10 protein-coding genes and 1 pseudogene are annotated in these 14,263 nt (G+C 47.2%); 6 read left to right on the top strand and 5 right to left on the bottom strand.

The window, feature by feature from the left end; genetic code table 11:
• The coding region (locus CMR00_11965; GenBank protein PIO47134.1) for a TldD protein at positions 1-276 on the top strand (276 nt) is incomplete at its 5' end.
• 9 nt (positions 277-285) lie between these two features.
• On the opposite strand, the gene CMR00_11970 is transcribed toward CMR00_11965, so the two are convergent.
• The 3 genes and pseudogenes from CMR00_11970 to trpE all read right to left on the bottom strand — a co-directional run bounded on the left by CMR00_11970 (position 286) and on the right by trpE (position 4,679).
• Positions 286-1,194 (bottom strand): sugar kinase, encoded by a 909-nt coding sequence (locus tag CMR00_11970; protein PIO47135.1) that lies wholly within the window; start codon positions 1,192-1,194, stop codon positions 286-288.
• A gap of 39 nt (positions 1,195-1,233) precedes the next feature.
• Positions 1,234-2,976, bottom strand: coding sequence for a peptidase (locus tag CMR00_11975; GenBank protein PIO47136.1), 1,743 nt, complete (start codon positions 2,974-2,976; stop codon positions 1,234-1,236).
• Between the two features lie 205 nt (positions 2,977-3,181).
• Positions 3,182-4,679 (bottom strand): annotated as a pseudogene (gene trpE, locus CMR00_11980) (anthranilate synthase component I).
• Positions 4,680-4,724: 45 nt separating this feature from the next.
• Here trpE and CMR00_11985 point away from each other — a divergent pair.
• From CMR00_11985 to CMR00_12005, 5 genes are all read left to right on the top strand, one after another.
• Positions 4,725-5,132 (top strand): hypothetical protein, encoded by a 408-nt coding sequence (locus CMR00_11985; GenBank protein ID PIO47137.1) that lies wholly within the window; start codon positions 4,725-4,727, stop codon positions 5,130-5,132.
• A complete protein-coding gene (locus CMR00_11990) occupies positions 5,093-6,937 on the top strand; it encodes a hypothetical protein (GenBank protein PIO47138.1) in 1,845 nt (614 codons plus the stop codon). Before CMR00_11985 ends, CMR00_11990 begins: the two co-directional genes overlap by 40 nt.
• A gap of 79 nt (positions 6,938-7,016) precedes the next feature.
• Positions 7,017-8,918, top strand: a complete 1,902-nt coding sequence (locus tag CMR00_11995) for an ABC transporter (GenBank protein ID PIO47139.1) — start codon at positions 7,017-7,019, stop codon at positions 8,916-8,918.
• A gap of 4 nt (positions 8,919-8,922) precedes the next feature.
• Complete coding sequence (locus CMR00_12000; protein ID PIO47140.1) at positions 8,923-10,020, top strand: hypothetical protein; 1,098 nt, start codon at positions 8,923-8,925, stop codon at positions 10,018-10,020.
• Positions 9,812-11,350, top strand: a complete 1,539-nt coding sequence (locus CMR00_12005) for a hypothetical protein (GenBank protein PIO47141.1) — start codon at positions 9,812-9,814, stop codon at positions 11,348-11,350. Before CMR00_12000 ends, CMR00_12005 begins: the two co-directional genes overlap by 209 nt.
• Before the next feature lie 56 nt (positions 11,351-11,406).
• On the opposite strand, the gene CMR00_12010 is transcribed toward CMR00_12005, so the two are convergent.
• Positions 11,407-12,423, bottom strand: a complete 1,017-nt coding sequence (locus CMR00_12010; protein PIO47142.1) for a hypothetical protein — start codon at positions 12,421-12,423, stop codon at positions 11,407-11,409.
• A complete protein-coding gene (locus tag CMR00_12015; GenBank protein ID PIO47143.1) occupies positions 12,263-14,239 on the bottom strand; it encodes a hypothetical protein in 1,977 nt (658 codons plus the stop codon). Before CMR00_12015 ends, CMR00_12010 begins: the two co-directional genes overlap by 161 nt.
• Positions 14,240-14,263: the final 24 nt, after the last annotated feature.

Below are 14,263 nucleotides of genomic sequence, written 5' to 3' on the forward strand. Positions count from 1 at the left end.
GACCAGCAGCGGTATAATTTTCAATTTGGTGGGCAGTTATTTTTTGAGATTAAGAACGGCAAAATTGTCGGCATGCTCAAAGATGTGGCGTATCAGGCAAACACACAAGAATTTTGGAATTCATGTGTTGCAATTTGCGATGAGCGTGATTATCGTCTGGGCGGTGCCTTCAATGATGGCAAAGGTCAACCGCCGCAGAGCAACGCTGTCTCGCATGGTTCTTCCACCGTACTTATTAAAAATGTGAATGTGATTAACACCGCGCGCAACATTTAAGCTATCGTGTCAACGTGATTCAGCAACAAGCATGGCAGCACCGAAGACGCCCGCACTATCGCCAAGTGCGGGCTTCAAAATTTTAGTATCCAAGCGATGATTGAACACGTATTTTTTCAATTCAGCGACACCATCCGTATAGAGTGCGCTGATATTACCGACACCGCCGCCGAGCACGACAGCGTCAGGGTCTAAGATGTTAATCACGCTGGCAAGCGCTCGTCCAAAGTAATGGCAAAGTCGTTTTACTGTGGCAGTAGCGTGTGTGTCGGTGCTACTTTCATGCAAGGCAACAATGTCAGGCAACTTTAATGCTCGACCACTTTGCTTGGCATAAAATTTTTCCAAAGCAGGTCCAGAGATGAAACTTTCCACACAGCCCTTGATGCCACTATAACACATCTCTCCACGCTCATCGAGCACGTTGTGTCCCCACTCACCGGCGATACCTTGCGCGCCATTCAAAGTTTCGCCATCAATGACAATACCACCGCCTACACCTGTGCCCATAATCACGCCGAAGACGACGCGATAGCCCTTTGCAGCACCCAAGCGCGCTTCAGCCAGCGCAAAGCAGTTAGCATCGTTGGCGATGCGAATCTCTGCGCCAAGTTTTTCCGAGAGATCTTTGGGCAGATTTTTACCATTAAGGACGGTGGTGTTGCAGTTTTTCATAGCATTGATGTGCGGGTCGAATGCACCAGGCATGCCGATACCAATACGTGCAGGACGGGCAGCCCCTGATGCGCTCTGCATCAGCTCAACCAGCAGCGCAATTTGGTTGAGGATGTGCCTGTAGCCTTTCGCTGATTCGGTCGGCACACGCAAACGGCAAAGTGGTTCAGTGCTCGTTGAGTGAGGCAACACAACGCCTTCAATCTTTGTGCCGCCTAAATCAATTCCCCAGACTGCAGACATGGAGTTACAAATTCAACAAAAAAGCTGCAAGCACATGTGTTACTTCGGTGTTCTGGTTTTGCGTGTCGTGATAGCACTGCCAACTTGATGCCCAGCAGCTAACATGGCGTTGTACTTTTTCTGATCTTTTAGCAAAGCAATCGCTGCCTTGAGTTGTCTGTCTGACTTCAGCGCAGAAATCAAGCCCGCTTGGTCGCCATAGTATCGAGTAAGAATTTCTCGCTCTAAGATGCTAAGGATGCGAGGTTTTTGACGCAAGAGTTCTTTTTCTTTTTCTGCAGTGATAGCCGTCTGTAAATCACTAATTTGTTTGCGCACGCTTTCGTGATAGTCATACTTTGAAGCAATATCAATGAGTTCAGCAAGTTTGCGGTCGCCTTCAGAATCGTAGGAGAAATTGTCTTTTTCAAGAAAGGCTCTAAACTCAGCAAAGAGTTTGTCGTCAGCTTTGAAGTCTTTTGGCAGCGTCGGGTGCTTAGCTTGATATTGATTAGCAAACTTGAAGAAGACCGAACTTCGGTAAAGTGCGATTTCTACGACAGAGGGGGTTTCGTCAGGTACTTCCAAGTCAGGTGCAATTCCGCCGCCATCGTAGACGATACGACCACCTTTGGTTTTGAAGGCATTATGCACGGTGTCGGGCTCGTTGACAAATACAGTGCGCTTGCCTTCGCGTTTGTTGCGATGAAAATAATCCACCTCTTGAATCAATCGACCAGAAGGGGTGTAGTATTTTGCGGTAGTAATTTTGAGCGACGTGTTGTAAGGCAGCCGTGTAATCGTCTGCACGAGCCCCTTGCCAAATGAGCGCATTCCGACAATGACACCTCTATCCAAATCTTGAATTGCACCAGCCACAATCTCCGATGCCGAGGCACTATTGGTGTTAATCAGCACTGCAAGCGGGACATCGGTTAGCTGTGGTGGTGTGCTCGAGGTGTAGTGCTTGACGCGCAGTGAATCTCTACCTTTCGTGGTAACAATCACACTGCCTTGCTCTACGAACTTACCAGCGACATTGACTGCAGCATCAAGCAAGCCACCCGGATTGCCGCGCAAATCAAGCAAAACGCCTTGCAGCACTTTGCCTTTGGCTCTTGCAGAATCTTGAATAGCACGCAGTGCATCTCCAACTTCATTAGCAGCATTGACGCTAAATCGCTCTAATCGAATGTAGCCAATGGTCCCATCATCAATAAGCCCTGCAAACGGTACGTTTTTGATTTGAATTTCTCGGCGAATTAGAGAAAATTCAATAGGCTGACGCTCACCCTCACGCTCCACAAGAATTTTGACTTCTGTGTTCGGTTCACCTTTAATGAGCGCACGTACATCGCTTACATCTTTTCGCCGTACATCAACGCCATTGACCTTAATGAGTTTATCACCAATACGCATGCCCGCCTTTTGCGCTGAGTAGCCATCCGTGATTGAATAAATCACCACATTACCATCTCGGTCAGGACCAATTGAGACCCCAATGCCAGCATAGCGACCAGTGGTAAGTTGCTCCACATCTTCAGATTGTTCTTCATCCATGAACACTGTGTAAGGATCGAGCGTCGAGAGCATGCCATCAATGCCCGCTCGCATGAATTCGGAGACAGAGATTTCATCGACATAGTTCAGTGCAATTTCACGGTAGACTTTGCCGAGCAACTCAATGTTCTTTGCCACTTCGAAAAAAGAGTCAGAAGGGCGAATAAAGCCAAAGCTAAATACGAGCAGCATTGAGAGTGCAACGCCTGTGGCAAGGCGCTTTGCAAAAGTGCGTTGTTTCATTGCAATCAAAGAGTTTCGTTGAACAGTTGAACCAAGTCTTTAGAGCAAAACGTTGCACAAAGAAAATTTCACCCTTTAACAGATAGAGAGGGAATAGAATTTAGATACTTTAACTTAAAAAGCAAGAGTAAAAAGGTCCCAAGCGTGTGCGGCGTCTTCGACAAAGTGCATGCAAAGTACAAAGAACTTGCAAGGGCTTGCAAACTTATCGCTGAGAGATGAGCAGATCCACAGCACGAAGTCCAGCATGCATTTTGTTCAGGGTTTCTTGATATTCGCGCTCAGGCTGAGAATCTGCCACTATCCCAGCAGCGGCTTGAAAGTATATCCGTCTTCCCTGTGCTGTCTGATGTGTCAACATCGTGCGAATCGCAATGGCCATTTTGAGCTCGCCACTAAAATCAATGTATCCGACTGCACCACCATACAACCCACGTTTTTCTTGTTCGAGTTCATAGATAATTTCCATTGCTCGAATTTTAGGTGCACCAGTAAGCGTACCAGCAGGAAAACACGACCAAAAAGCATCTAACGCAGTAAGGTCGTCTTGCAATTCGCCGCGCACATGGCTCACAATATGCATCACATGTGAATAGCGTTCGATAACCATCTGCTCAGTAACTTGCACAGAACCAATTTTAGCGATGCGTCCTACATCATTGCGGCTAAGGTCAATGAGCATCAGGTGTTCAGCACGTTCTTTTTCGTCAGCAAGCAATTCTTGCGCAAGCGCATAATCTTCTTCGAGTGTCTGACCGCGCGGTCGTGTGCCAGCAATTGGTCGTGTGTTGACGAAGCGTTTGCCATGTTCGTTGCTGACACTCACCAAAAGTTCAGGTGAAGAGCCAATGATTTTCACATCATCCAAATCAAAGTAGTACAAGTATGGAGAAGGGTTTATGGTGCGTAAGGCGCGATAGACATCAAAGGGTTTGGCATGCAAGCGCCGCTCCAGGCGCTGCGAGAGTTGCACTTGAAAGACATCACCAGCAAAAATGTAGTCTTTGGCTTTCTGAACGTTTTTCAAGTAATCCTCGCGTGTGATGTTGGCATGGATGTCTTCAGGTATTTCTGTGCTAAGTTTGACTTTCTGACGGTTGAGAGGTTCTTCAATAGCGCTTTTGAGCATGTGCAATTTTTCTCAGCCTCCGCACGATCGTCTTCGTCTAAGTAGTTGGCAACGAGATAGACTTTGCGCGTGATATTGTCAAAGACAATCAGCGTGTCATAAAAGCAAAAGAAGATGTCAGGTAAATTCAGTGGATGAGTTTTTGGGGAACGGGTAATTTTTCGACGAATGCAGCGGCATCGTAACTAATGTATCCAAATGCACCTGAGGTGATCATTTTTGAAGGCAGTGGCGGGGAGGCGTTAGAGAAAGCCTGTAGCAGGCGTTCGAGTTTTTCTGGCGCCTTAGCTTGGGGTGCAAGAAGATGTGCTAAAGCAGCAAATTTCTTGTCGAAAATCACAAGCTCCTCCTTGCCATAGAGCCTGGCTTTGAAGAGTGCAATCGGTTCCAGACCGATATAAGAAAAGCGTGCCACGCGCTCCTGCCCTTCAATAGATTCCAAAAGACAGCTGTAGGGCTTGCCGATTTTGAGAAAAAGTGAGACAGGGGTTTCTGTGTCGGCAAGGCATTGCTCAATGAGCGCTTGAAATTGAAAGCAGATGTCCGTTTTGGCAGAGCGTTGCGTGTTTTGCATTTTTGTAGTTTAGTTTCAACAGATTTTGCCAAGTTTAGGCGGTGTATGGCGTTTGACAAAAAATCGTTTCGAGAAAGCAAAGCGATTCGCATTGGGATTTTTGTCGGATTTCTGGCTGCTGTTGCGGCACTCTTTCCTCGCAATAAAATTTCTTCGCTGAGTTATGAAATTGGTGCGACATGGCTACAAGATGATGTAACTGCACCCTTCACTTTTCCAATTTACAAGAAGGATGAGGTATTTGAGCAAGAAAAAAAAGCAGCGCGTGAAAGTGTCTTACCTGTTTTCCGCAAGCAAGAACAAGAACCGACAGCACAAGACTTCAATCGATATTTCGATAAACTCTCAAGCTACTTAGCGGCGGAACTCGGTAAAGCCACCGCACGCAAAAAACCGATGCGCTCGATACCACGATGCTGCCTGCAGATAGCCTGTTTTCTAATCTTGCGTTGAGCAGCTCTGAAAAAAATCTCTTGCTCAACGAATATAAACGCGTGCTGAAACTGCGCAATGAATCAGGTACGCTTTTGGGAGACTTGCGGCGCATTCTTCCCTTGCACATCGCTTCTATTCGTTCCGATGGTATTCTTAGCATAGAGCGTCATCAAATTGCTTCTGAGAGCATTGCACTGCGTGCTCCGAACGGGCGTGAAGAAAGTGTGCTTAGCCTCAAATCGCTGCGCGATAGTGTCGAAGCGGTGCTTACGATGACAGAATTACTCTCTGAGTACTTTCGTGCACAGCCTGAAAGTGATACGGTGCAACTTGCGCTGAAACTCAGTCTTCCCTTTCTCTCGCCGAACCTCATCTATGATGCCACGCAGACACTTGTGGAGCGCATGCGCGCCGAGAGTGCAGTCCCGATTGCTGATGGCATTGTGCGTGAAAATGAAAAAGTCGTGTCGCGTGGTGAAGTCATCACCGATTTGACAAAGCGTAAATTAGATTCGTACCTACGTGCAAAGGCGGAGCGTGAAGTGCGCACGGGCGAATTGCGGCTCTACATCGGCAAAATCCTCATCGTGCTGATTATCGCTTCGCTGTTTGCTGCCTATCTTTACTTTTCGCGCCCGCAAATTTTCTTTGATAATTCCTTGCTGCTCTTGCTTACCAGTGTCATTCTGCTTGAACTCTTAGCGGCATGGTATTCCGTGCAGTTCGAGTGGCTTTCACCATACATCGTGCCCATTGGTTTGGCTTCAATTCTCTTCACAATCATTTTTGATTCACGTACAGGCATTTTTGCAACAATTACTATTTCGCTGCTTGCCGCTACCATTCGTGGCAATGATTTTCCATTTGCGCTGGCAACACTATTTGCAGGAGGAATGGGCGTGTTTTTTACACGTGATATCCGCCAACGCGCACAAGTTGCACTCTCAGTGCTCTATGTCTTTATTGGCTATTCAGTTGCAATTTTAGCGTTTAACTTCGCGCGCCTAGCAAGTCTCGAGGAAATTCTCACCGATCTCAAGTTTGCAGCAATCAGCTCACTACTATGCTTCCTTGTCTATCCGGCGCTCTTGCTGGTCGAAAAAATCTTTGGTATCACGACCGACCTGACACTGCTGGAACTCTCTGATGCCAATCATCCACTCTTGCGTGAGATGGCGGCAAATGCACCTGGTACCTACACGCACACCATGCAGGTCAGTCTCTTAGCCGAAGAAGCAGCAAATTGCATCGGTGCAAATGCACTGCTCTGCCGTGTGGGTGCATATTTTCACGACATCGGCAAAATCGCCCAAGCACGCTACTTTGCAGAAAATCAAACCAACTACAACCCGCACGATGAACTAACCGCAATTACCAGTGGACGCATCATCGGTGAGCACGTCAAGCAAGGGCTTGAGCTTGGACGGCTCTATAAGCTGCCAAAGCGTGTTCTCGATTTCATTCCACAGCATCATGGCACGACCATGATTCACTTTTTTTACGACAAAGCCTTGAAAGCGTTCCCACACGATAAACTCAACCTTGACGATTTCCGCTATCCAGGGCCGAAACCACAAAGCCGTGAGGCTGCAATTGTGATGCTGGCTGATGGCGTGGAAGCCTCTGTACGCTCACTGACTACACCAAATGAAGAGACAGTGTCGCAAATTATTGATGTCGTGATTCGCAAACGTCTTGACGAAGATCAATTTTCAGAGTGCCCGCTCACCTTTGCAGAGCTTAAAGCCATCAAAGAAAGTTTTATCAAAACCATTATGGCATTACGACACCGACGAGTGAAATATCCCGGACAAAAAATTTGAGGTGTGTGCGAAGATGCAACTTTCTTAGTGCAAAAAGAGTATTCTCTAAGAGTTCCACAAAACAGACCAACGAGAAAGAATGACGCTTTACCTTCGGGTGCTGCGCTATCTTGCGCCGAACCGATCGCACCTTTTGTTAGCTATCTTGCTTGGCACGCTGACCTCTGTATTTAGCGTGGTCTCAATCTATACGATTTTGCCACTGCTCGATGCCGTCTTCAATAGCGAAAGGTTTGACCCAGCGCAGCAAATTGCTGCTGTTCAGTCAGCGGCGCCGCAACACGAGACGACGCCAAATACGACACTGCCCGCGCTGCATGCTATTGATTCCAACAAACTCAAAGAAAGCGTACTGCGCAAGTTCGAAACCTTCATTTATGGTCCGACACGCGAAAGCACACTGCGCAACATCTGCCTCTTTCTTGTCGTGGCGTTCCTGCTCAAAAATTTCTTTCTCTATCTCAACAACCGCTTGATGGTCTATGTCGAGACCAAAAGCTCAAATAAGTTGCGCAATCATGTCTTTAGCAAATTGCTCTCGTTAGGCTTAGATTATTTCAATCGCCATCGGGTTGGAATGCTCATGCAGCGCGTCAGCAGCGATATCTACCTGATTCAAACTCAAGTCAGCGGCAGCTTAATGAACCTGATTCGCAACAGCATCTTAGCCATGAGCTATCTTGTGGTGCTGCTGATTGTCAGCTGGAAACTCACAGCGTTTGCATTTGCAGTCTCACTCTTGAGTCTTGCAATGATTCGTTTGGTGAGCAAACTCGTGCGCGAGCAAGCTGATGTAATTCAAGATCGTACAAGCGATATGAACTCACGCTTGCAAGAAGTCTTTAGCGGCATCAAACTTGTAAAAGCCAGTGCGATGGAGCAGATCGAAGCCAAAGCTTTTGCAGCGCTCACCGATGCATATCGATGGGCAACTCTGAAAATCTATAGCCTGCGAGGTGCACTGAGTCCTATCAACGAAACACTCGGCATTGCTGCTATTGCATGTGTGCTGTGGTTCGGTGGCTTGCAGGTCTTTTCAGGTGAGATGACCTCAGCAGAACTGGTCTTTTTTGCCTTTGGTCTCTACTCAATTATGAGCCCAATTAAAATCATCGCAGAAACAAGCGCACGCGTCCAAGAAGGAATGAGCGCAGCATCGCAGCTCTTCGAGATTCTCGACACAGAACCAACTATCAAAAACGGTACACGGCGCATCTCAACGATCGAAAAAGGAATCGTCTTCCAAAATGTGTGGTTCCGCTATGGCGAAAACTATGTGCTGAAAGATGTCTCATTTGAAATTCGAAAAGGAGAAGTCGTAGCGCTGATTGGACAATCAGGGTCAGGCAAATCTACAATTGTTGACTTACTCTTGCGCTTCTACGATGTCGAACGAGGCGCTATTCTTATCGATGGCGTCAATATCAAAGAATTCGACCTGCAAGACCTGCGGCGACTCTTCGGAGTGGTTAGTCAAGATGTCGTACTCTTCAACGACACCGTAGCAAACAACATTAAGTATGGAACAACGCGTCCAGTCAGTCAGCAAGAGATTGTGACTGCTGCAAAGATTGCAAATGCACACGATTTCATTTCCGACTTACCTGAAAAGTATGAGACCTTTATTGGCGATAGAGGCGTGCGCCTCTCAGGTGGGCAGCGCCAGCGTCTTTCAATTGCACGCGTCATGCTCAAAAACCCACCCGTGCTAATCTTCGATGAAGCTACAAGTGCCCTTGATCAAGAATCTGAAAAACTCGTTCAAGATGCTATTGATAAGGCAATGGCAAACCGCACGGCACTCGTGATTGCACATCGGCTCTCAACAATCAAAAATGCAGATACCATCCTTGTGTTGGATAAAGGAAGTATCAAAGAGCAAGGCAATCACTTGTCATTGATGCGTCAAGATGGTCTCTACAAGCGCCTCTACACAATGCAGTTTGCACTCGAACAATCTGAACAGTCCAATTTAGTGTAACCTAATGTGGCTGAAATCGCTTGAACTGCTATCACGACGCCTATTGATGTGCGCGACGCACCACCGCAACACGGTGCGTGTTACAAGCCCTACCTCACTTTTCGAGCCAACAAGTAAAGTCTTAATTCTGCGACACGATAAAATCGGCGACGCAATTATCACACTGCCCCTACTACGAATTTTGAGAATGCACTATCCTGCCATGCAGATTGATATTCTGCTCAGTCAGCACAATGCATCTATGTCAGCACGCTTGAAGCAATACACGAATCATTGCTGGGTGTATGAAAAATCGCCGTTGAAGATACTAGCGTTGTTGCGTGCGCTGCGCCGTGAAGACTACGATGTGATTCTTGACCCCATGGATAATGCTTCAACAACATCATCGCTGATCATCCAACTTCTAAGGTGCAAAGCAATCGGGATCGAGAAGTCAAACGCACACGTCTATACCTATCTTGTGCCGATGCTGGAGCGCAATAGCGTGCATATCATTGAGCGCATTGCACAGACACTTTTGCCCTTTGGAATCAATCCAAAACAAGAGTCGTTAGAACTCGAGTACCCTCTCGAGAAAAGTCTACTCAGGCAGGCGCAACAAAACTTAGGTGAAAAGACTGCCCCGTATCGGTTTGGCATCAACATTTCAGCAGGTGATCGCTGGCGATATTGGGGGCGAGAGAATTTCATTGACTTCATTAAACAATTCAAAGCGCGGCATCATGATGCTGAGATTATACTTTTTTCTGCACCCAGCGAAGCTGACGAAGCCCATGCAATTGCAGAAGCAGTAGCAATTAAAGCGGCACCTGCAGTACCCTCGCTCGATGAATTTGCAGCAATGCTGGTGCAATGCGATCTTTTGCTGACGCCCGATACCTCTGTTGTGCACATTGCCGCCGCATGGAAAGTGCCACAAGTCGTGCTCTACTCTCGTGCACCCGGACTGCCGATGGTCTGGCTACCATACCATGCACCGCACCGCGCGCTGGAGACAAGCTCAGATTTCGTTAGCGCAATTTCAGTGGAAAGCGCACTGCATGCTGCAGAAGCGCTCTGGCAAGAATGCATCCCAAAAATTTTCTGCCCTACTCATGCTTGAGGTGCCTATTTTCACACGCAGCAATCATCCTGCATTCAATCCACAACTGTCTTTTTTGGACTACCAGCGCTACAGCGTCTGGAGTATCACGGAGGAACAAGCTGCAAGACACAAAAAAAGTACAAAAAGCGAGTGTACCTTCTCCGACAAAGTTCGTCATCTGTTCTTTGCTACTTTAGCAAGCATGAATGGCAAGCGCCACCGTGAGTCATCTGCTGCAAAAATAGATGGTCGTACGCTTCAACGTATTTTGCTTTTTCGCTACGATGCCATTGGAGATTACATTTGTACAACGCCGGTTTTACGCTGGCTGAAGACAGCACACCCTCACTTGCAGATTGATGTCGTCTCATCGTATCGCAACGACACGCTGGTGCGCGCTGATTTTAATGTTGCGCACGCCTATCCAATTCATCCAAGAGCGGGAATTCACTTCTCTTGGATTCCCCTGCTGCGTGCAACACGTGCAGCGGAGTATGACGCCATCTTCGCACTGGTCTATACACGCACAAGCAAAGCTGCTCTGCTAGCCTCACTAATCTCAAGCAAGGCAAAGAAAATTGCAGCGCAGCATGATAAGCGCTCTGAGATATACAGTTTGGTCTTTGATTACCAAGTTCCCATAGTTGCGTATGAAGAGCATTATAGCCGAACAATGCTGCGCATGGCAACTCATAGTATTGACTTTCCAGATGCTGCGCCGCCAAACAACCTTCCAACTTATCTCTCGGTACGCGCTATCAATGCTGAGCCAGTGGTGCAATTGGTGCAGCAGCATAACCTTGACTTTTCGGTTACAAGTGAACATCTGTTTGTAGATGGCAAGCCTGCCACAGTGATGCTGCCAAGTTTTAGCGGTCGTCCTTACTGCATTGTCAATATCGCTGCTTCTCGATTGAAGCCAGACTGCATATGGTCAGCCGAACAAGTTACTCAAATGTGCAAGATACTTGTCAAAAGCTACCCTGACTTAATGATATTTGTAACTGGGGCACTATCGGAGCACAAACAGGTTCAAGCGATTGTGAAAACGGTAAGTGATGCGCGTTGCCAGCCTTTGATGATAGGGCTGCTGGAAGTTGCTGTAGCAATTGCAGGGGCAAAGTTCGTACTGACGCCTGATACCGCTATTGTGCACATTGCCTCTGCGGCGGGCGTACCTGTGGTGGGATTGTATTCACAACTGCGCAGCATTGCGGAGTGGTACCCCTATCAATCCCCTTTTGCCTTGCTGCTAAGCCCAAATGAAGGCAGCATCAATCACATTCCGCTTGCGCGTGTAGAGGAGGCGTTGGAGCAACTACTTAGTGAGACCAAAATTTCTTTGTAGGGCGGTATCTGCAGTACAAGTGCAGCTATGCAAGCCGCACTTGCGCCGAAATCCAATTAGTTTTGCCTTAAGTTGTAGGTAAAGGTGAGAATAACATAGCGCTGCAAAATATCGGTGCGTGTATCCTCAATGAATGTCTCTGTGATGTTGCGCTGAATGCTATTGTTCTGATTAAGAATATCGAATACTGTCAAGCGCAGTTCAGCACGATCATCAAAGAACTTCTTGCCAAAACTAGCATTCCACAGGACAAAATTTTGATTGAAGTCCCGCGACAAGCCCGAAAAGTATTGATGTGTAAGATCGGTTTGGAACACAAAGCCATCGCCAAAGATGAAGTTGATTTTCGCGCGGCTCTGTTGGTTGAGAAATTGCCCGTTGAGTTGCGGTTGCAAGGAGTTTTGTGTCGTGCCGTAGTTGGTAGTGGTTGAAAGTGTAAAATCGATTTTCTCGCTGATGTTGCTGCTGAGTGTGATACCTGCATTGATTGAGGGCGTCAGAGCAATGTTGAGATTGCCATTAAGCAGCGCGGGCGTACGTGTAAGATTTGCCCCAAAACTCAAATTCAAGTTGGTTTGAATAAGTGGTAGAGGTACGCCGTAAGTAACAAGGCTACGCAAAGTATAGTATCCATCAAGATTGACGGGTTGCGTGAGCTGTGTGCCAGCAAGCAAACGCACACGATTAGGCAGCAGGGTGTCACGCGTAGCGATAACCGTGCTATTGCCAATGTAATCCCATCGGAAATTACCATTGAGCAGCACAAAAAATGAACTTGCAGCTTGTACATCGACTGAGGAGTAGCGGAAAATGAAAGTATGCTGAAACTCTTGATTGAGCGATTGATTGCCGATTGAAAGTAGCAGTGGGTTGCTATTGTTGAGCACTTCTTGCAACTGCACAACGCTAGGCTCAATTGTATTTGCGCGGTAGGCAAAGAAGAGATTTTGATTGTCCGAAAATCTTAGACGGAGAAATGCAGGAGGGCAAAATGTTTTGAAAGGCACGATTGATAGAGAAAGCAAACGGAAATTCTTGCGTGCTACTGAGACTTGCCCATTGATAGCCAAGATTTAAGGCAAAAATCACCTCACGCGTAAAAAAGCGATAGCCAGCTGTGGCAGACTGTGTAAGGTATGCACTTTCAATGCGGTTGCTAAGCAGCGTATCGAGCCGAAAATCAGCCGAAGAAGGCGGGCGACTGAAAGTCTCATTGTTAGAGGTGTTCGGACGGTAGTTTGCAGTGTAGGTAAACTGCAAAACTTGATTAAGTGCAAGTGGCTCTGTGTAGGTTGCATTGCCTGTAAAGCCCCATCCACGCTGACGCGTGTTAGAGAATTGATTTAGCGAGTCGGTGCGCGTGGAAAGTGGATTGAAGCTAGGGTCAGCAAAAAACTCATTGAGAGCGCTAAGTTGGCTCTCACCATCGTTATGATTGTAGGTCGTATTGAGCGACAGTGAAATCGTGCGTCCGATATTAAAGCGATGACGAAAGAGCAGGAGATTTGAAAATCTTGCGCCAAAAAGCTCAGAAGCAAAGTCGTTGCGCGTGTTACCGAGTGTCAATGCCTCACGTGCGGTAATGCCATCAAGGTCGTTTCTGCCACGGTTGTCTTGCAGCGTAAGACGCGGTACAAGCAAGATCGATGTGGTCTCACTGAACTTGTGATCAATGCGCATGTTGAGGCGGTGATTGATATTGCGCGTATCTGCAAAGTTCGTCTCCAGATAAGTCTGACCTAATTGCGACGGCAAAATAAACTGACGAAAAAGCGAAGTCGAGGCAAGGTTGCCACTCATGTTGAAAAAGTAGCTTGCGGAGATGTCCGTTGTCTTGCTCCATTCATCAATGTAATTCACGCCGAAGGCGTGCGTGGTAATCAGTCCGTTTTGCTGACTGACAAGGAAATTATCGGTAGGGTTATTAAAAGCGCCGGGTGGTGGTGGTCCACCAAAAGCCATCATTGCACTGCCGCGTCCAGCCGCACCGCCTGCAAATCCACCGCGTCGACTGCCACCAGCACCACTCGAACTGGCAACACCGAGCAAATCTTCCGAGGCAAAGTTTTGCTCATTGATGTTGTTGGATTGCCCAATAATTGAAATGCGCTGTTCGTCATGGAAAATGTTTAGGTTTCCGCCAGCTTTATAGTTCTGCCGATCACCGTAACCAGCATATGCACGCCCAAAGGACCCATTGCGATAGGCGGGTTTCGTAACAATGTTGATGGTTTTGATCGTATTGCCATCTTCGACACCAGAGAAACGCGCTTGCTCACTTTGTTGATCAAAAACTTGAATTTTTTCGATCATTTCTGCAGGCAAATTTTTCAGCACAGCACTTGGATCTTCTCCAAAAAAAGGCTTGCCATCAACCAGCACTTGGCGAACTTGTTCACCCTGTGCCTGCACTCTACCGCCCTGAACTGTAACACCTGGCATTTTGCTAATCAAATCTTCCGCAGTAGCATCAGGGTTCGTTTTGAAAGCACGCGCATTAAACTGTACAGTATCGCCCTGTTGTATCGCTGTAGGCAACCGCTCTTCGACGACAATTTCATCAGAGACCGCACCACTTTCTTTCATAGCGATGACGCCGAGATCAACTGACTCTTTGAGTTCAAACCGCCAGACATAATCACGGTAGCCGATGTAAGTAACACGGAGAGCATACTTGCCTGCCGAAAGATTCTGAATGAGAAATGCCCCACTTGCATTTGCAATAGCCCCGCTGCGTGTAGAGTCAGGCAAGCGAGAGAGGGTGATTTTTGCACCCGCCAAAGGCGATTTATCAGTTTCAGAGATGATTCTGCCTTGCACGCTGTAACTTTGTGCAAAAAGAGAACTTGACGAAAATAGGAGGGCGAAAAAGACTATCAGTTTCTTCATGGTTCGCTATTACGATATATTTAC

Source organism: [Chlorobium] sp. 445, assembly GCA_002763895.1.
Lineage (GTDB): Bacteria > Bacteroidota > Chlorobiia > Chlorobiales > Thermochlorobacteraceae > Thermochlorobacter.